The organism is Pseudomonas poae, from assembly GCA_028869255.1.
In the GTDB taxonomy this organism is placed as follows: domain Bacteria; phylum Pseudomonadota; class Gammaproteobacteria; order Pseudomonadales; family Pseudomonadaceae; genus Aquipseudomonas; species Aquipseudomonas poae_C.
Map to the genome: position 1 here is coordinate 3,552,017 of CP110972.1, position 17,703 is coordinate 3,569,719.

General features: G+C 62.5%; 15 protein-coding genes and 1 pseudogene. 9 read left to right on the top strand and 7 right to left on the bottom strand.

The window, feature by feature from the left end:
• Position 1: 1 nt before the first annotated feature.
• A complete protein-coding gene (gene yegQ, locus LRS56_15885; GenBank protein ID WDU60397.1) occupies positions 2-1,315 on the top strand; it encodes a tRNA 5-hydroxyuridine modification protein YegQ in 1,314 nt (437 codons plus the stop codon).
• Here the strand turns inward: yegQ and LRS56_15890 are convergent.
• The 3 genes from LRS56_15890 to LRS56_15900 all read right to left on the bottom strand — a co-directional run bounded on the left by LRS56_15890 (position 1,312) and on the right by LRS56_15900 (position 6,222).
• Complete coding sequence (locus LRS56_15890; GenBank protein ID WDU60398.1) at positions 1,312-1,764, bottom strand: aminotransferase class I/II-fold pyridoxal phosphate-dependent enzyme; 453 nt, start codon at positions 1,762-1,764, stop codon at positions 1,312-1,314. The genes yegQ and LRS56_15890 overlap by 4 nt on opposite strands.
• A gap of 85 nt (positions 1,765-1,849) precedes the next feature.
• Positions 1,850-3,529 (bottom strand): methyl-accepting chemotaxis protein, encoded by a 1,680-nt coding sequence (locus LRS56_15895; GenBank protein ID WDU60399.1) that lies wholly within the window; start codon positions 3,527-3,529, stop codon positions 1,850-1,852.
• 1,373 nt (positions 3,530-4,902) lie between these two features.
• Positions 4,903-6,222, bottom strand: a complete 1,320-nt coding sequence (locus tag LRS56_15900; protein ID WDU65760.1) for a TRAP transporter large permease subunit — start codon at positions 6,220-6,222, stop codon at positions 4,903-4,905.
• Between the two features lie 243 nt (positions 6,223-6,465).
• Here LRS56_15900 and LRS56_15905 point away from each other — a divergent pair, with 243 nt between their 5' ends.
• Both LRS56_15905 and LRS56_15910 read left to right on the top strand, forming a co-directional pair.
• Positions 6,466-8,118 (top strand): methyl-accepting chemotaxis protein, encoded by a 1,653-nt coding sequence (locus tag LRS56_15905; protein ID WDU60400.1) that lies wholly within the window; start codon positions 6,466-6,468, stop codon positions 8,116-8,118.
• 8 nt (positions 8,119-8,126) lie between these two features.
• A pseudogene (locus LRS56_15910) lies at positions 8,127-8,612 on the top strand (methyl-accepting chemotaxis protein).
• Between the two features lie 125 nt (positions 8,613-8,737).
• Here the strand turns inward: LRS56_15910 and LRS56_15915 are convergent.
• From LRS56_15915 to LRS56_15930, 4 genes are read right to left on the bottom strand one after another with little or no spacing between them, the layout of a single operon-like run.
• Entirely contained in the window at positions 8,738-10,057 is a 1,320-nt protein-coding gene (locus tag LRS56_15915; GenBank protein WDU60401.1) for a sensor histidine kinase, read from the bottom strand.
• Complete coding sequence (locus LRS56_15920) at positions 10,054-10,722, bottom strand: response regulator transcription factor (GenBank protein WDU60402.1); 669 nt, start codon at positions 10,720-10,722, stop codon at positions 10,054-10,056. Before LRS56_15920 ends, LRS56_15915 begins: the two co-directional genes overlap by 4 nt.
• A complete protein-coding gene (locus LRS56_15925) occupies positions 10,722-11,033 on the bottom strand; it encodes a PepSY domain-containing protein (protein ID WDU60403.1) in 312 nt (103 codons plus the stop codon). Before LRS56_15925 ends, LRS56_15920 begins: the two co-directional genes overlap by 1 nt.
• A complete protein-coding gene (locus tag LRS56_15930) occupies positions 11,033-11,335 on the bottom strand; it encodes a PepSY domain-containing protein (protein ID WDU60404.1) in 303 nt (100 codons plus the stop codon). The genes LRS56_15925 and LRS56_15930 overlap by 1 nt, the downstream gene beginning before the upstream one ends.
• 159 nt (positions 11,336-11,494) lie before the next feature.
• Here LRS56_15930 and LRS56_15935 point away from each other — a divergent pair, with 159 nt between their 5' ends.
• From LRS56_15935 to codA, 6 genes are all read left to right on the top strand, one after another.
• Positions 11,495-12,574 (top strand): patatin-like phospholipase family protein, encoded by a 1,080-nt coding sequence (locus LRS56_15935; protein WDU60405.1) that lies wholly within the window; start codon positions 11,495-11,497, stop codon positions 12,572-12,574.
• A 75-nt stretch (positions 12,575-12,649) separates the two neighbouring features.
• The gene (gene queD / locus LRS56_15940) at positions 12,650-13,006 is read left to right on the top strand and encodes a 6-carboxytetrahydropterin synthase QueD (protein ID WDU60406.1); all 357 of its coding nucleotides are present in this window, start codon (positions 12,650-12,652) and stop codon (positions 13,004-13,006) included.
• A gap of 145 nt (positions 13,007-13,151) precedes the next feature.
• Positions 13,152-13,775, top strand: a complete 624-nt coding sequence (locus LRS56_15945; protein ID WDU60407.1) for an NUDIX hydrolase — start codon at positions 13,152-13,154, stop codon at positions 13,773-13,775.
• A 191-nt stretch (positions 13,776-13,966) separates the two neighbouring features.
• On the top strand, positions 13,967-15,235 hold the full coding sequence (gene codB / locus LRS56_15950) for a cytosine permease (GenBank protein WDU60408.1): 1,269 nt from the start codon (positions 13,967-13,969) through the stop codon (positions 15,233-15,235).
• On the top strand, positions 15,232-16,437 hold the full coding sequence (locus tag LRS56_15955) for a PucR family transcriptional regulator ligand-binding domain-containing protein (GenBank protein WDU60409.1): 1,206 nt from the start codon (positions 15,232-15,234) through the stop codon (positions 16,435-16,437). Before codB ends, LRS56_15955 begins: the two co-directional genes overlap by 4 nt.
• A 27-nt stretch (positions 16,438-16,464) precedes the next feature.
• Positions 16,465-17,700, top strand: a complete 1,236-nt coding sequence (codA, locus tag LRS56_15960; GenBank protein WDU60410.1) for a cytosine deaminase — start codon at positions 16,465-16,467, stop codon at positions 17,698-17,700.
• Positions 17,701-17,703 lie beyond the last annotated feature (3 nt).

The window sequence follows — 17,703 nt, forward strand, 5'->3', positions numbered from 1 at the left end:
CATGCCTCCTATTCTCGCCCCCGAACTGCTGGCCCCCGCCGGCACCCTGAAAAACATGCGCTACGCCTTCGCCTACGGTGCCGATGCGGTGTACGCCGGCCAGCCGCGCTACAGCCTGCGGGTGCGCAACAATGAGTTCGACCACGCCAACCTGGCTCTCGGCATCCAGGAGGCCCACGCGCTGGGCAAGCGCTTCTACGTGGTGGTGAACATCGCGCCGCACAACGCCAAGCTCAAGACCTTCCTCAAGGACCTGGCGCCGGTGATCGCCATGGGCCCGGATGCGCTGATCATGTCCGACCCTGGGTTGATCATGCTGGTACGCCGGCATTTTCCGCAGATGCCAATCCACCTGTCGGTGCAGGCCAACACCGTGAACTGGGCCAGTGTGGAATTCTGGCAGCAGCACGGTATCTGCCGGGTAATTCTGTCGCGGGAACTGTCGCTGGAAGAGATCGGCGAAATCCGCCAGCAGGTCCCCGCCATGGAGCTGGAGGTGTTTGTGCACGGCGCGCTGTGCATGGCCTATTCCGGGCGCTGCCTGCTCTCGGGTTATATGAACAAACGCGATGCCAACCAAGGCACCTGCACCAATGCGTGCCGCTGGAAGTACCAGGCCACGCCTGCCGTGGAAAACGCCACTGGCGATATCGTCCAGCCGTATCAGCCGACGCTGGGGCTCGGCACGCCCACCGATCAGGTGCTCCTGCTCCAGGAAGCCAACCGTCCCGATGAGCAGATGCCCGCCTTCGAAGACGAACACGGCACCTACATCATGAACGCCAAGGACCTGCGTGCCGTGCAGCACGTGGAGCGCCTGACCCATATGGGCGTGCACTCGCTGAAGATCGAAGGCCGCACCAAATCGCATTTCTACTGCGCGCGCACCACCCAGGTGTATCGCCAGGCCATCGATGATGCGGTGGCCGGGCGCGCCTTCGACCGCAACCTGATGACTAACCTCGAATCCCTGGCCCAGCGCGGCTACACCGAAGGCTTCCTGCGCCGCCACGTACACGACGAATACCAGAACTACCAGAACGGCAGCTCGGTGTCGGAGCGCCAGCAGTTTGTCGGGGAACTGACCGGCGAGCGCCAAGGAGAGCTGGCCGAGGTCAAGGTGAAGAACCGCTTTGCCGTGGGCAACCACCTGGAATTGATGACGCCCAGCGGCAACTTTCACTTTGACCTGGCCACTTTGCACAACGCCAAGGGCGAGGCCATCGAGGTAGCGCCGGGGGATGGGCACACCGTCTATGTGCCGCTCCCGGCCGAGATGGACCTGCAGTTCGGCTTGCTGATGCGCGACGTTTAGCGGGTCGCGAGGCAGAACCGGCGGATCGCTTCACAGGCATGCAACAACGAGTCGTCGTCCAGGGCGTAGGCGATGCGCAGGTACGGCGCCAGCCCGAATGCACTGCCGTGCACTACAGCCACATTGGCTTCGTCGAGCAAGGCATGGGCCACATCTGAGTCGGTGTGCAGCCGCTTGCCGGCTGTACACGGCGCCGGTTGGGTTTGAGGGCGAATTATCGCTGCCACCTCGGCACGGCGTGCGGCCACGCGGTCGATGATGCGGTAAGTGGCGGAGGGTTTGGCGTGGGCCAGGCGCTTGTTCAGCGCATTCACGAGTTCTTCCTTTGCCGCGTGTGATAACCCAGGGTTTCGCGCGACCGCGCCGGGCAGTTGCAGAAAATCGAGTGTGTCGCAGACCGTGTTGGTATGGAGTTCAGCCAGGCGCTGAAGCGGGTTGGGATGCGGCATGGAAGTGAGCCCCTGTTGTGGTTGGGGCTCAAGTCTCACTGAGGGCCGATGATAGGTATATTCGTATTAACAAACCTATGGCTGATCAGATCCTGAACTGACCGACCAACTGCCCCAGGCGCTGCCCAAGGTCGGCCAGGCTGCGCGAGGTCTGTGCGCCCAACTGGGTTTCATTGGCCACGCTGTCCACCGCCCCGGCAATCTGATGCACGCTGCGGTTGATCTCTTCGGCCACGGCCGTCTGCTCTTCGGCGGCACTGGCGATCTGCGCGTTCATCGAGTTAATGGTGCCGATCAACTGGGCCATGGTGTCCAGCGACGCGCCGGCCTGGTTGGCCTGGGCTGAGGTGCCGTCGCCAGCATCACTGGAACGGCGCATGGCATCCACGGCAGCCTCGGTGCCTTTTTGCAGACGGTCGATCATGCCCTGGATTTCCTGGGTGCTGGTTTGGGTGCGGCTGGCCAACGCACGGACTTCGTCGGCAACCACCGCAAACCCGCGCCCGGCCTCCCCGGCCCGTGCGGCTTCGATCGCGGCGTTGAGCGCCAGCAGGTTGGTTTGCTCGGCAATCGAGCGGATCACGCCGAGCACGCTGACAATCGACGACACATCCTGCTGCAAGCTATCGAGGGACACGCCGCTGCTGCGGATATCGTTCACCAATGCGTGGATCTGCGCGATGCTGCCGTCCACCACACGCTTGGCGGCCTGGCCTTCCACATCGGTTTGCTGCGCGGCCACCGAAGCGCCCTGAGCGCTGCGCGCCACCTCTTGCGCAGCGGATGACATCTCATTGATGGCCGTGGCCACCTGGTCGGTCTCGTGACGTTGGCGCTCCATGGCCTGCTCGGAACGCTGGGCCTGGTCGGACACCTGGCTCACCAGGCCGGTGAGTTGCGTGGTCATCTCGGTGATCTGGCGCACCAGGCCGTGGATCTTGTCGACAAACCGGTTGAACGCGCCGGCCAGATCGCCCAGCTCATCCTGGCTGGTGATGGGCAAGCGCCGGGTCAAATCACCCTCGCCGGCGGCGATATCGTCGAGGTTGGCCTTCATCAAATGCAGCGGACGCAAGATGGTGTTGGCCAGCAGCATGCCGACGGCGGCGATCACCAGCAGCACCACCACCGCCACGCCGAGGATGCTCAGCAGCACGCCTTCCATGCGTGTTTTCACCTTGGCCTCGACCACCGCCACCTGGGCTTCAATGCCGTCCAGGTTGACCGAGGTGCCGATCACCATGTCCCACTTGGGCAGGTATTCGGTATAGCCCATCTTGGGCACCAGCTCGGTTTGCCCAGGCTGGGTCGAGCTGTATTGCAGGTAATGCGTACCGTCCTTGCCGACCTTGACCAGGTCGCGGTTGACGTAGACACCATTCGGGTCGCGGTTGTCCTTGAAGCTTTTGCCCACGCCGTCCGGGCTGTTGCCCTTGAACAGGCGGATGGTCTCGGAGTCGTAGCCGAAGAAGTAGCCGTCCTTGCCGTAGCTGGTGTTGGACAGCAGCTTGACCACCTGCGCCCGCGCCGCCGTATCGCCGGGGGCGGCTGCGTCGTAGAGGGGCTTGATGGTGGTCATGGCCACTTCCACATAACTTTGCAGCGTGGCCTTGGCGTCGTTGAGCAGGCGCTGGCGGGTTTCATCCACCTCGTTGCGCGCCTGGCCTTGCAGGATCCACACGGTGGTCAGGCTGATGACCACGGCAAACAGCAGCACCGGGACAATGGCTAGGGACAGGACTTTGGCCTTTAAACTCAGACGCATGGCTTTTCTCTCTTATTAGGCGGCTTGAGAGGTTAACGGCTGGTTGTGGGATATCTGTAGGTGGGGGGCTGGGGGTGGATCGGTTGTTGGGGTAACGGCTGGGATTGGTTCCGCCCTTACGGCGGGTCACTTTTGAAAGGAGCCCAAAAGTAACCAAAAGGCTCTTGCCCCACCACTCGGCACCTCGCTTAGGCTCGGTGTGCCCGCACGCAGACTTGAATCCGTGGGCCGCCGCGATGGGCCATCCATGGCCCAGCGCGGCTAACCCGGCGTCCTGCCGGGTTACCCACGGATTCAAGCCTGCGTGCGGCCAGCGTGGTTAATGGGGCGCCTCAGATCAAAGTCAAAAGCAGAGCACGGCGGCCTGACAGCCGGCCTGAGTGGTGTGGATCAAGAGCGGGAACACAGTGGATTGGCTTTTCTGTGGGAGCTGGCTTGCCTGCGATACAGGCAACTCGGTACATCAGGCACACCGGGTTGATGCTTTCGCAGGCAAGCCAGCTCCCACATTTGACCGAGGTCGGCTGTCAGGCCGCCGTGCTTTGCTTTGTTTTTGATCTGGCCCTTACATCCTTACCGCTGACGAAGTCAGCGATCTTTTGATCTAGGGCTTTTGACTGTGATCTTGATCTGAGGCGCCCCGTCAATCACGCTGGCCGCACGCAGGCTTGAATCCGTGGGCCGCCGCGATGGGCCATCCTTGGCCCAGCGCGGCTAACCCGGCGTCCTGCCGGGTTACCCACGGATTCAAGCCTGCGTGCGGCCAGCGTGGTTAATGGGGCGCCTCAGATCAAAGTCAAAAGCAGAGCACGGCGGCCTAGTAGCCGACCTGAGTGGTGTGGATCAAGAGCGGGTACGCAGTGGATTGGCTTTTCTGTGGGAGCTGGCTTGTCGGGTCGCCGCATCGCTGCGATGCAGGCACCTCGGTACATCAGGCACACCGAGTTGATGCTTTCGCAGGCAAGCCAGCTCCCACATTTGACCGAGGTCGGCTGTCAGGCCGCCGTGCTTTGCTTTGTTTTTGATCTGGCCCTTACATCCTTACCGCTGACGAAGTCAGCGATCTTTTGATCTAGGGCTTTTGACTGTGATCTTGATCTGAGGCGCCCCGTCAATCACGCTGGCCGAACGCAGGCTTGAATCCGTGGGCAACCCGGCAGGACGCCGGGTTAGCCGCGCTGGGCCATGGATGGCCCATCGCGGCGGCCCACGGATTCAAGCCTGCGTGAGGGCACACCGAGCCGGAGGCGAGGTGCCGAGTGATGGGGCAAAGCGTTTTTGGTTACTTTTTGCGCTCTTCAAAAAGTGACCCGCTGTAAGAGCGGAACCATACGCGGCCGTTACCAAAAAAACGGATATACCCCCGCCCTACCTCACAACGTCATAGCCGCCAACCACCCAAACGCCAACAACGGAATATTGTAGTGCAGAAAAGTAGGCACCACAGTGTCCCAGATATGATGATGCTGCCCGTCAATATTCAACCCCGAAGTCGGCCCAAGCGTGGAATCCGAAGCCGGCGACCCCGCATCCCCCAACGCCCCCGCAGTCCCAACAATGCACACAATGGCCACCGGACTAAACCCCAACTGCACACACAACGGCACAAAAATCGCCGCCAGAATCGGCACCGTAGAAAACGACGAACCAATCCCCATCGTCACCAGCAGCCCCACCAGCAACATCAACAACGCCCCCACCCCCCGGCTATGCCCGATAAAGGCCGCCGAAGTTTCCACCAGCGAACGCACGTCACCGGTAGCCTTGAGCACCTCGGCAAACCCCGACGAGGCAATCATGATGAAGCCGATCATCGCCATCATTTTCATGCCTTCAGTGAACAGGTCGTCGGTGTCGCGCCACCGCACAATGCCCGATACCGAAAAGATCAAAAACCCAGCCAGCGCACCGATGATCATCGAGTCCAGCCACAACTGAATGATAAACGCCGAAGCAATCGCCAGCCCGGCCACCAGCAGCGTCAGTGGGTTGTATTGCACCGCCACCTGCTCGACCCGCTCGATTTTCTCCAGGTCATACACACGTTTTTTGCGATAGCTGACAAACACCGCCACCAACAGCCCCACCACCATGCCCAGCGCAGGCAGGCTCATGGCATGGGTGACGTTGACCTGGCTGATATCCACCCCGCTCTTGGCCACGTTGGCCAGCAGGATCTGGTTGAGGAAGATATTGCCGAAGCCCACCGGCAGAAACATATACGGCGTGATCAAGCCGAAGGTCATCACACAGGCGATCAGGCGACGGTCCAGTTGCAGCTTGGTCAGCACGTAAAGCAGCGGCGGCACCAGCAGCGGGATAAACGCAATGTGGATCGGCAGGATGTTCTGCGAGGCAATCGCCACCACCCACAACAGGCCGATCAGCAGCCATTTGACGTGGCTGCCGCCGCTGGCTTCCTGGCGGTCCACCAGCAGCAGCGCCTTGTCCGCCAGAGCGTGAGCCAGGCCGGACTTGGCAATCGCCACCGCGAAAGCGCCGAGCAAAGCGTAGGACAATGCCACGGTTGCGCCACCGCCCAACCCGCCATTGAAGGCGTTGAGCGTGGCCTCGATGCCCAGGCCACCGGTGAGGCCACCCACCAGGGCGCCGACGATGATGGCGATGACCACATGCACGCGGGACAGGCTGAGCACCAGCATGGTGCCGACCGCGGCGATGACTGCGTTAATCATGGTTACCTCAAGCAAAAAACATAAAAACAGGCATGCCTGCGCCCCGGCGGCCATGGGGTTGGCGGCCGGCGTGCGGGCTGAAGGAGGTCTTATTAGAGGGCGCGCACTTTGCAGCAGGCGGGCGCGCATGTCAAAAAACGGCGTCGCTTTCAAATTTCAATTGAACGTTTAAATAATAAAGAACCGAGAACAGCGGCCGATACAAAGGCTCTCTGTGTTTCAGGTTAAGGATGCTCCTCGATGTTCCTCAGACAGCTGTCCATTCAATGGAAAATCACCCTGCTCGCCGGCCTTTGCCTGCTGGGGATCGTGACCCTGCTGGTGGGTCTGTCGCTGTATCGCATGGAACAGAGCTCTGAGCAGGTCAAGGCGTCCAGCATGCACATGCTCGATGAGGCCGCCCAGGCGCGCATCGAAGCCCAGGGTGAAGCCCAGGCGCTGGGCATTCGCCGCCAATTCATGGACGCCTACCAGTACGGCCATGGTTTTTCGCGCCAGGTCCTGTTCCTGCGCGAGCAGGCGGAAAAACGCTTTCTCGATGCCTTCGACACCCGCGAAGACCTGACCCGCCAGGTCAAGGCCGCGCTGCAGGCCAACCCGGACTTGCTCGGCCTGTCGCTGGTATTTGAAGCCAATGCCCTGGACGGCAAGGACGAGCTGTTCGCCAACCAGGCGGAACTGGGCAGTAACGACAAAGGCCGGTTTGCGCTGTACTGGTCGCAGCCGACACCCGGCAAGCTGACCTCTATGCCACTGCCTGAAAGCGACATGTCCGACACCTCCGTCGGCCCCAGCGGCGAAAAGGCCAACGCCTGGTTTACCTGCCCGCGCACCACCCTCAAGCCGTGCGTGATCGAACCCTATTTTTATGTGATCGACGGGCAAAACGTGCTGATGACCAGCATCGTCTTCCCGTTGATGGTCAATGGCAAAGTCATCGCCTCGCTGTCGGTGGACATCAACCTCAACAGCCTGCAGGCCGTGAGCCAACAAGCCAGCCACAAGCTGTATGACGGCCAGACCCAGGTCAGCATCCTCAGCCCCACCGGCTTGCTCGCAGGCTACAGCCCGGATGCCTCCAAGCTCAGCCAGCGCCTGGACCAGGTCGACACCGCCAGCGGTGCGCAACTGATCAGCGCCCTGGCCGAGGGTAAACAGGTGCGCAGCCTGCGCACCGACCATCAGCTCAAGGTATTGGCGCCGTTCGCACCGATTCCCGACGGCAAGCCATGGGGCGTGTTGCTGGATGTACCGGAGAAAGTCCTGGTGGGCCCCGCCGAAGCGCTGAAAGCCCAGATGGACGCGGACAACACGCGCGGCACCCTGCTCGAACTGAGCCTGGGCCTGCTGGCCGCCGTGGTCGGCCTGATCCTGGTGTGGTTGATGGCGCGCAGCGTGACCCGGCCGATTCTCGGTGTGGCGCATATGCTGGAAGACATCGCCAGTGGCGAAGGCGACCTGACCCGGCGCCTGGCCTACGACAAACCGGATGAACTGGGCCAACTGGCCGGCTGGTTCAATCGCTTCCTCGACAAACTGCAACCGATCATTGCCGAGGTCAAACGCTCGGTGCAGGACGCCCGTGGCACCGCCGACCAGTCGGCGGCGATTGCCACTGAAACCAGCGCCGGCATGGAGCAGCAATACCGCCAGGTCGACCAGGTGGCCACCGCATCCCACGAAATGAGCGCCACCGCCCAGGACGTGGCCCGCAGCGCCGCCCAGGCGGCCCAGGCCGCTAGGAATGCCGACCAGGCCACCCGCGACGGCCTGACGGTGATCGACCGCACCACCACCAATATCGGGCACCTGGCGGCCGACATGAGCACCGCCATGGCCCAGGTCGAGGGCTGGCCGCCAACAGCGAGAAAATCGGTTCAGTACTGGAAGTGATTCGTGGGATTGCCGAGCAGACTAATCTGCTGGCGCTCAACGCCGCCATCGAAGCCGCCCGCGCCGGTGAGGCCGGCCGTGGGTTTGCCGTGGTCGCCGATGAAGTGCGCAACCTGGCGCGACGCACTCAGGAGTCGGTGGAAGAAACCCGTCTGGTGATCGAGCAATTGCAAAGCGGCACCACGGATGTTGTCGGTTCCATGGGCAACAGCTATCGCCAGGCCCAGGGCAGCGTTGAACAAGTCGGTGAGGCGGTCACCGCGCTGCGCCAGATCGGCGCTGCGGTCACGGTGATCAGCGACATGAACCTGCAAATCGCCAGCGCCGCCGAAGAGCAAAGCGCGGTGGCCGAGGAGATCAACAGCAATGTGGCGACGATTCGGGATGTGACCGAGTCGCTGTCGGAGCAGGCGAACGAATCGGCGCGGGTGAGCCAGGCGTTGAACAGCCTGGCGAATCAGCAGCAGGGGTTGATGGATCAGTTCCGGGTGTGAAGGCTAAAGGAGATCCAATGTGGGAGCGGGCTTGCTCGCGAATGCAGTTTGCCAGTCACCGGAAATGTCGACTGATGTACCGCATTCGCGAGCAAGCCCGCTCCCACATTTAGTTCTCTGGTGTCTCAGCTTTGGCGTTTGGGCAATTCAATCAGCGCTTTAAGCCCGCCCAACTCGCTCTCCTGCAACTGCAACACCCCACCCCACACCTCGACGATATCCCGCACGATCCCCAGCCCCAGGCCATGGCCGTCGATCTGTTCATCCAGCCTCGCGCCACGACTGAACACCTGGTCACGCTGGGTTTCCGGGATGCCGGGGCCGTCGTCTTCCACGGCCAGCAGGTAGCTTTTTTCTGACTCACTGACCGTCAGGCGCACTTCGGCGTCGGCCCATTTGCAGGCGTTGTCCAGCAGGTTGCCCAGCAACTCCAGCAGGTCCTCACGGTCCCACGGCAGTTGCAGGCCCGGGGCGACGTGGTAGCTGAGGTCCAAGTGGTCGCCGTGGATCATGTTCAACGTGGCCAGCAGGCCGGGCAGTTCTTTTTCACAGTCGAACAAGGCGCCGGGCAATGTTTCGCCAGCCAGTCGGGCACGATTGAGTTCGCGGTTGAGGCGCTGTTGCACCTGTTCCAATTGGTCGCGCAGCAGTTTGCCCAATTCGGGGTGGTCTTTGAGCGCTTCGCTGGAGGCCGCGCTCAGCAGCACGGCCAACGGCGTCTTCAGGGCGTGCCCAAGGTTGCCCAGGGCATTGCGCGAACGCTTGAGGCTGTCTTCGGTGTGGGCCAGCAGATGGTTGATCTGCGCCACCAGCGGCTCCAGCTCCAGCGGCACTTGGGTGTCGAGTTGCGAGCGCTGGCCCTGTTGCAGTTGGGCGATCTGCTCGCGAGCAGTCTCCAGCGGGCGCAAGGCGCGGCGCACGGTGACGCGTTGCAGGACCAACACCAGCAACAGGGCGGCCAACCCGATGACCAGACCAATCTGACGCATCAGGCGAAAGCTTTCGCGCACTGGGGTGTAGTCCTGCGCCACACTGATGGAAATCGACTGGCCAAAGCGTTTGTAGTCCGAACGCAGTACCAGCAGTTGCTGACCTTCAGGCCCCAGTTGCAGGTTGCCCTTGAGGCCAGCCTCGGGCAACCGCGGCAGCTCCTGATCCCATAGCGAACGGGAGCGCCAGTGAACATCGGCAAAGTCGATGCGAAAATAATGCCCGGAAAACGGTCGCTGATAGGCCGGCGACAGGCGCTGCTCATCCAGCTGCACCCCATGGGGCCCACGCACCAGCGCCACCAGCAGATTCTCGGCGTCGTTGCGCAGACCGGCTTCCAGATAACGCTGCAAACCCGCCTCGAACAACCACAGGCTGGTTTGCGCCAGCACCACGCCGACAATCACCATCACACTGATCAGGCCCAGGCTCAGGCGCCGCTGAATTGACTTCATGCAGGGCTGGCGCCAAAGCGGTAACCCTGGCCACGCCGGGTTTCGATCACGCTGCGGCCCAGCTTGCGGCGCAAGTGGTTGACGTGCACTTCGAGCACATTGGAGTCGCGCTCGGTCTCACCGTCGTACAGGTGCTCGGCCAGGTGGCTTTTTGAAAGGATTTGTTCCGGGTGCAACATGAAGTAGCGCAACAGGCGAAACTCGGCGGCCGTCAGTTGGATCTCATCGCCATCGCGCAGCACGCACTGGCGGCCCTCATCCAGGTGCAGGCCGGCGGCTTGCAAGGTGGGCTGGTTGGCCTGGCCATGGGAACGGCGCAACAGCGCCTGGATACGCAGGTGCAGCTCTTCGGGGTGGAAGGGTTTGCTCAGGTAATCGTCGGCACCGGCCTTGAGCCCTTCGATGCGCTCGGCCCAGGAATCGCGGGCGGTGAGGATCAGCACCGGAGTGGCCAGCGCGGCCGCACGCCATTGTGCCAACACCTCAAGCCCAGGCAAACCGGGCAGGCCGAGGTCCAGGATAATCAGGTCATAGGGCTCGCTGCGGCCTTGATACGCGGCGTCGCGCCCATCGGCCAGCCAGTCGACGGCATAGCCCTGGCGCTGCAGGCCGGCCAGCAGTTCATCGGCCAGGGGTACGTTGTCTTCCACCAGGAGCAGGCGCATCAGTCTTCCTCATCTTTGATCAGCACACCGGTGCTGGCGTCCAGCTTGATCTCGCGCACCACGCCGTCGGTGGTCACCAGCTCCACCTCATAGGCGTATTGGCCGTGCTTTTTCTCCAGCTCAGCCTCCAGCAGCCGCGAGCCGGGATGGCGGGCCATGGCTTGTTGCAACAGTTGCTCCAGCGGCAGGATCACTCCCTGCTGGCGCAGCGCCAGGGCCTCATCCTGATTGAGGTCGCGGGCCGCCAGGCTTGAGCAGAAAACCATGAGCACCAGCGCCGCTCGACTGCCGGTGCGTAAATTTACCTTCATTACGTATCCTGATGATTCTTGAGAACCTGCCCGGAGAGCGCGTCCAATTCAATATCCCATTCAATACCGTCGGCATCTTCCAGTTCGACTTCATACACGTACTTGCCGTAAGCCTCGTCCAGGTCGGTGTCCAGCAGCGTCGAACCCGGGTGCAGGGCCAGGGCCGTGGCTTCGAGTTGATCGAACGCGACAATAGTAACAGTGGCAGGCACGCTCAGTGGCTTGTCGGGGTCCACAGCTGCGGCCTGGGTTGCCGTGGAGACGATAATAGCGGCGGCGACCAGAGCGGTGAGGCGCTTCATGATAAGTCTCCGTTACATGATGTTTTTCCTACGTCGCCCTACGCTACGCGCTGCAACTTAACTGAAACTGAATTGCCACCATGGCAATTTCGGGTAAGCCTTTTTCCCACCCCGTGCGAGATTTTCTATACTGCCCCGCTCGCTTCGACAGAGACTGGTATGACAGCCACCCACATCAAGTTTCCCGCCCTGACCCTCAAGGCCGGCAAACGCGCCTTTGCCCGTATTCGCGAACAAGGCCTCAAGCCTGCGGATGTCGGCATCCTCCCCGGTGCAGCCGGCGGCCCCAAGGCACTGGGCATCCAGGGCCTGGACCTGGCGCTGTTCGGCGACTGGCTGCCGCGTGCGCCACGGGAGCGCGCCTTGATCGGCGCGTCCATCGGCTCCTGGCGCTTTGCCAGTGCCTGCCTGCCCGACCCGGTGCAGGGCCTGCTCGACCTTGGCCGCCTGTACAACGAACAGAGCTTTGCAAAAGGCGTGAGCATGGCCGAGGTCAGCCAAAGCTGCCGGCGCATGCTCGACGACCTGCTGGCCGGCCGCGATGCGCGGGTGCTCGACAACCCCGACTACCGGCTGAACATCATGGTGGTCAAAAGCCACGGCCTGCTCGCCGATGACCATCGCGGGCGCCTGGGCCTGGGGCTGTCGTCGGTGATCGCCGATAACCTGCGCGGCCGTGCGCGGCTGGCGCGGCATTTTGAGCGGCTGATCATCCATGATCCGCGCCAGCCACCCCCACTGCATGCGTTGACGGATTTCCCGTCGCGTTTCCTCAGCCTGGAACTGGGCAACCTGCGCCAGGCGCTGTTGGCGTCGGGCTCGATCCCCATGGTGATGCAAGGCGTGCGCGACCTGCCCGGCGCCGGGGCTGGGACCTACCGTGACGGCGGCCTGCTGGACTACCACCTCGACCTGCCCTACCACGGCGGCGACATCGTGTTGTACCCGCACTTCACCGACCGGGTCATCCCCGGCTGGTTCGACAAGGGCCTGCCTTGGCGACGAAGCAGTCAAGAAGGCCTGCAGGACGTTTTGCTGCTGGCCCCGTCCAAGGATTACCTGGCGCGTCTGCCCCACGGCAAACTGCCGGACCGCAGCGACTTCAAGCGCTTTATGGGCGATGACCCGAGCCGCAACAAGTACTGGCAGACCGCGATGAGCGAGAGCCGGCGGCTGGGCGACGAGTTTCTTGAATTGGCGGATAACGGGCAACTGGGCGAACGCTTGCAGGCCCTCTGACCCAGCGGTATGCGCGCAGAGGGATCAAGCTGTTAAACTCGCCGCCTGCCAGATACTGACCGAGCTGAAAACACTGTGGAAATCTTCAAGGAATTTACATTCGAATCCGCCCACCGCCTGCCGCACGTACCGGAAGGCCACAAATGCGGGCGGCTGCACGGGCATTCGTTCAAGGTGGCGATCCACCTGAGCGGCGACCTGGACCCTCATACCGGCTGGATTCGCGACTTCTCGGAGATCAAGGCGATTTTCAAGCCGCTCTACGAACGCCTCGACCACAACTACCTCAATGACATCCCCGGCCTGGAAAACCCGACCAGCGAAGTACTCGCCAAATGGATCTGGAATGAACTCAAGCCCCTGCTGCCGGAACTCAGTGCGATCCGCATCCATGAGACCTGCACCAGCGGCTGCATCTATCGCGGCGAGTAAGCCCGCGTGATGAAAAAACCACCCTTGCGGTGGTTTTTTTGTGCCCGCCTCCCTTACAGTCGTGGCTCCTGCCCACAAGGAGCACGCCAGCATGCTGCGCCCCGCCCTCCGCCTGTACCTGAGCAAGCACCTCTAGGAGAACGTCATGGAAAACACCTGGCTGGCCCAAGCCAAACGCCTGCAGGCGTTGGCCTCCACCGGGCTGCACTTTTGCACCGATGATTTCGAGCGCGAGCGCCTGGAAGAAATTGCCGAGATTGCCCACAGCATGCTGGCGCAATTGGGCAATGTGCCGCTGGAGCGCATTACCGGGCTGGTCACGGATTTCGCCCAGCGCTATTCCACGCCGATGATCGATGTACGCGGCGCAGTCATCGAGGGCAACCGAATTTTGCTGGTGCGCGAACTGACCGACGGCTGCTGGGCCCTGCCAGGGGGCTATGCCGATATCGGTTTGTCGGCGGCGGAAAACATTATCAAGGAAATTCGCGAGGAAGCCGGGCTGAGCGTTACCGCACGGGCGCTGTATAGCGTCACTCACAAGGCCAAGCGGGCGTACCGGCCAGATGTGCGGGACTTCTACAAGCTGTATTTCTTGTGTGACCGGGTGGATCAACTGGCACCGGTCGCCGGGTTCGAAACCACTGACGTAGGCTTTTTCGCGCTGGATGAGCTGCCGCCGCTGTCCCGTGGGCGCACCATCGAAAGTGATCTGGAGGCAGCGTTTGCCTTTCATCGCGGCGAGACCACACAGACCCTGTTCGACTGATCCAATTTGTATCACCGCTGCACCGCTTTCGTGCCCGATTGGGCACGGCGAACACTCCCGCCTGCGTTTTTCTGCTGTATGGCTATAAATACTGTGCACAGTGCACAACGCTCACCGTGCGCCCGTCACTGCCGCCGATCTGGCACGGGCGGTGCAATACGCCTGCGTCACTCATTCAGGGAGCAAAGCACATGACGCAGCAAGAACCGGGCAATGACTACCCCTTAAGCGAAGTCCCCATGCATGCGCGCAAAGGCCTGGCGTCCACCGCCATGGTGCTGTTGGGCTTCACCTTTTTTACCGCGACCATGTTTGCCGGCGGCAAGCTGGGGGTGGCCTTCAGCTTCACCGAGATGCTCGGCGTAGTGGCCCTGGGTAACCTGTTGCTGGGTATCTACGCCGCAGGCTTGGGTTACATCGCCTTCAAGAGCGGGTTGAATTCGGTGCTGATGGGGCGCTTCTGTTTTGGCGAAGTGGGCAGCAAGCTCAGTGACCTGATCCTCGGTTTTACCCAGATCGGTTGGTACGCCTGGGGCACCGCCACCGCCGCCGTGGTGCTTGGCAAATATTTCGAACTGAGCCAGGGCAGCGTACTGGCGTTGATGGTGCTGTTCGGCCTGGTGTTTTGCGCCACCGCCTACATTGGCTATCGCGGGCTGGAGATCCTGTCCTACATCGCCGTGCCCGCCATGGGCATCCTGTTGTTCCTGTCGATGTGGGTGGCCACCGTGAAAGTCGGTGGGCTGGACGGCCTGCTGGCGGTGGTGCCGACTGGCGAGCTGAGCCTTTCAACGGCGATCACCCTGGTGTTTGGCACCTTTGTCAGCGGCGCTACCCAGGCGACCAACTGGACGCGGTTTTCCCGCTCGGCCAAGGTCGCCGTGCTGGCCAGCCTGATCGGCTTCTTTATCGGCAATGGCTTGATGGTGTTGATCGGGGCCTACGGCGCCATCGTCTATCAGCAGCCCGACGTGGTGGAAGTATTGCTGCTGCAAGGTTTCGCCATGGCGGCGATGGCCATGTTGCTGCTCAATATCTGGAGTACCCAGGACAATACGATCTACAACTTTGCCGTGGCCGGCTGCAACCTGCTGCGCACCAAACGCCGCAAAACCGTGACCCTGGCCGGTGCGGTGATCGGCACCCTGCTGGCGCTGCTGGGCATGTACGACCTGCTGGTGCCCTACCTGATTCTGCTGGGCACCGTGATCCCGCCGATTGGCGGGGTGATTATGGCGGACTTCTTCTATCGCTATCGCGGCCAGTACCCGCGTCTGGCGGATGCGCGCCTGCCGGCCTTCAACTGGCCGGGGCTGATGGCGTACGCGGTGGGCACCGTGCTGGCATTCAACTCACCGTGGGTCGCGCCGCTGGTGGGCATCGTTGCCGCATCACTGACCTACATCGCACTCAGCGCCGTCCTGCGCGTGCGTGCGCCCTTGGCTGACGCCCGGGCATGAGCCTGACCATCGCCGATGTGCTGGCCTTGCCGGGCCTGGAATCCATGCGCCTGCGCACCGCAGAGGCCGGCCTGGATAACGTCGTGCGCTGGCCCTATGTGGCGGAAAACAGCGGGATAGCCGAATGGGTGCTGGGCGGTGAACTGGTGTTCGTCACCGGTATCAACCACCCACGGGACGAGGCCAATTTGCTGCAACTGCTGGACGAAGCCTGCCAGCGCCAAGTGGCCGGGTTGGTGATCCTCACAGGGCCGGCGTATATCCAGGCGATTCCCCAGCGCTTGCTCGACGCCGCAGAAGCCGCCGGCATGCCGCTGATCGAACAGCCCTACTCGCTGAAAATGGTGCTGGTGACCCAGGCCATCGGTTCGGCGTTGATCCAGTCCGAGCAACTGGGGCGCTCGCGGCACGACGTGCTGGAGCGCTTGCTGAGCGGCGACTACCAATCCCTGGACTTGCTGCTGCACCGCGCCATGCAATTGGGCATGTCGCTGGCGGGGCAATGGCAGGTGGCCCAACTGCAGCTGGAAGGCAGCGAGGTGTTGTTCGCCCAGGGCGACGCGGCGCAAGTGGAGGCCCAACTGGCGCGGCAACACGATGGTATCAGTCGCCGCTTGCGCCAGCTGTCGGCGGTGTTGCCGGTACTCGGACGCGCCGGGCAATGGAGTGTGCTGCTGCCGGCTGCGGATGCGGTCGCGGCCTTGGCCAACCGCCAGCAACTGGTCAATTGGTTGAACCCGCTCAACCTGCGCCTGGCGCCGCTTAAACTATTTATCGGCCTGAGCGCCGCTGCGCACCCGCCAGCGCGCCTGGCCCAGGCACAGGATGAAGCCCGCCAGGCATTGACCGCCGCACGTCGCTTCAGCGAGCGCGCCGGCCTGTGCGTGTATGACGAACTGGGCGTGCTCAAGCTGCTCAGCGGTGTGCGTGATCGCGCGCTGCTTGACCAGTTTCTGAACGAACGCCTGGGCCCGTTGCTGCGCCATGACCTGCACCACGGGGCCAGCCTGATGCCTACCCTGGAAGCCTGGTTTCACGAGAATGGTAACCTTGTGGCCGCCGCCCAGCGCCTGGCCGTACACCGCAACACCCTGACGCACCGCGTCCAGCGTATCGAAGCCTTGTGCGGCCTGACGCTGGATAACGCTTATGACCGCCTGGACATTGGTATTGCCCTGATGATCTGGCGGCTGTCTGCCTGATTGTTTTTAGCCAAGAGGAACTTGCCCATGCACATCATCAACGCCCGCCTGCGCAACCGTGAAGGCCTGCATGATCTGCACCTGGAACACGGCCGGATCGCCAGCATCACCCCACAAGCCACAGCGCCCGTGCTGGCTCCCGGCGACCTCGACGCCGCCGGCAACCTGGTGATCCCGCCCTTCGTCGAACCGCATATTCACCTCGACGCTACGCTCACCGCCGGCGAGCCGCGCTGGAACATGAGCGGCACCCTGTTCGAAGGCATTGAATGCTGGGGCGAACGCAAAGCCACCATCACTCAGGAAGACACCAAGACCCGCGCCAAAAAGACCATCCAGGCCCTCGCCGCCCATGGCATCCAGCACGTGCGCACCCATGTCGACGTCACTGACCCCGACCTCACGGCGCTCAAGGCGATGCTTGAAGTGCGCGAAGAAAGCACGCACCTGATCGACCTGCAAATCGTCGCCTTTCCGCAGGAGGGCATTGAGTCCTACCGCAATGGCCGCGAGCTGATGGAAGAAGCCATCCGCCTGGGCGCCGACGTGATCGGTGGCATCCCCCACTTTGAATACACCCGCGACCAAGGCGTGAGTTCGGTGAAGTTCCTGATGGACCTGGCCGAACGCACCGGCTGCCTGGTGGATGTGCACTGCGACGAAACCGACGACCCGCACTCGCGCTTTCTTGAAGTGCTGGCCGAAGAAGCCCGCAGCCGCGCCATGGGCGCCCGTGTCACCGCCAGCCACACCACGGCCATGGGCTCCTACGACAATGCCTACTGCGCCAAACTCTTCCGCCTGCTGGGGCACTCCGGGATCAGCTTCGTTTCCTGCCCCACCGAAAGCATCCATCTGCAAGGCCGCTTCGACAACTTCCCGAAACGCCGCGGCGTCACCCGCGTCAACGAATTGCTGGAAGCCGGCATGAACGTATGCTTCGGCCAGGACTCCATCGTCGATCCCTGGTACCCCCTGGGCAACGGCAACATCCTGCGCGTACTGGAAGCCGGGCTGCACATCTGCCATATGCTCGGCTACCGCAACCTGCAAAGCGCCCTCGACCTGGTCACCGACAACAGCGCCAAGGCCATGGCCCTGGGCGAGCGTTACGGCCTGGAGCCCGGGCGCCCGGCCAACCTGCTGATCCTCTCGGCGGACAGCGACTACGAGGTAGTGCGCAGCCAGGGCTCGGCGCTGTACTCGATCCGCAATGGCCAGGTGTTGATGAAACGTCAGCCTGCGCACGTGGAGTTTAGGTGACAG

What these genes read in the sequence shown, in the direction of transcription:
- yegQ (WDU60397.1), top strand. Translation starts at nt 2, where the DNA reads ATGCCTCCTATTCTCGCCCCCGAACTGCTGGCCCCCGCCGGCACCCTG.
- codB (WDU60408.1), top strand. Translation starts at nt 13,967, where the DNA reads ATGACGCAGCAAGAACCGGGCAATGACTACCCCTTAAGCGAAGTCCCC.
- LRS56_15955 (WDU60409.1), top strand. Translation starts at nt 15,232, where the DNA reads ATGAGCCTGACCATCGCCGATGTGCTGGCCTTGCCGGGCCTGGAATCC.
- LRS56_15945 (WDU60407.1), top strand. Translation starts at nt 13,152, where the DNA reads ATGGAAAACACCTGGCTGGCCCAAGCCAAACGCCTGCAGGCGTTGGCC.
- LRS56_15930 (WDU60404.1), bottom strand. Translation starts at nt 11,335, where the DNA reads ATGAAGCGCCTCACCGCTCTGGTCGCCGCCGCTATTATCGTCTCCACG.
- codA (WDU60410.1), top strand. Translation starts at nt 16,465, where the DNA reads ATGCACATCATCAACGCCCGCCTGCGCAACCGTGAAGGCCTGCATGAT.
- LRS56_15920 (WDU60402.1), bottom strand. Translation starts at nt 10,722, where the DNA reads ATGCGCCTGCTCCTGGTGGAAGACAACGTACCCCTGGCCGATGAACTG.
- LRS56_15905 (WDU60400.1), top strand. Translation starts at nt 6,466, where the DNA reads ATGTTCCTCAGACAGCTGTCCATTCAATGGAAAATCACCCTGCTCGCC.
- LRS56_15890 (WDU60398.1), bottom strand. Translation starts at nt 1,764, where the DNA reads ATGCCGCATCCCAACCCGCTTCAGCGCCTGGCTGAACTCCATACCAAC.
- LRS56_15915 (WDU60401.1), bottom strand. Translation starts at nt 10,057, where the DNA reads ATGAAGTCAATTCAGCGGCGCCTGAGCCTGGGCCTGATCAGTGTGATG.
- LRS56_15935 (WDU60405.1), top strand. Translation starts at nt 11,495, where the DNA reads ATGACAGCCACCCACATCAAGTTTCCCGCCCTGACCCTCAAGGCCGGC.
- LRS56_15895 (WDU60399.1), bottom strand. Translation starts at nt 3,529, where the DNA reads ATGCGTCTGAGTTTAAAGGCCAAAGTCCTGTCCCTAGCCATTGTCCCG.
- LRS56_15925 (WDU60403.1), bottom strand. Translation starts at nt 11,033, where the DNA reads ATGAAGGTAAATTTACGCACCGGCAGTCGAGCGGCGCTGGTGCTCATG.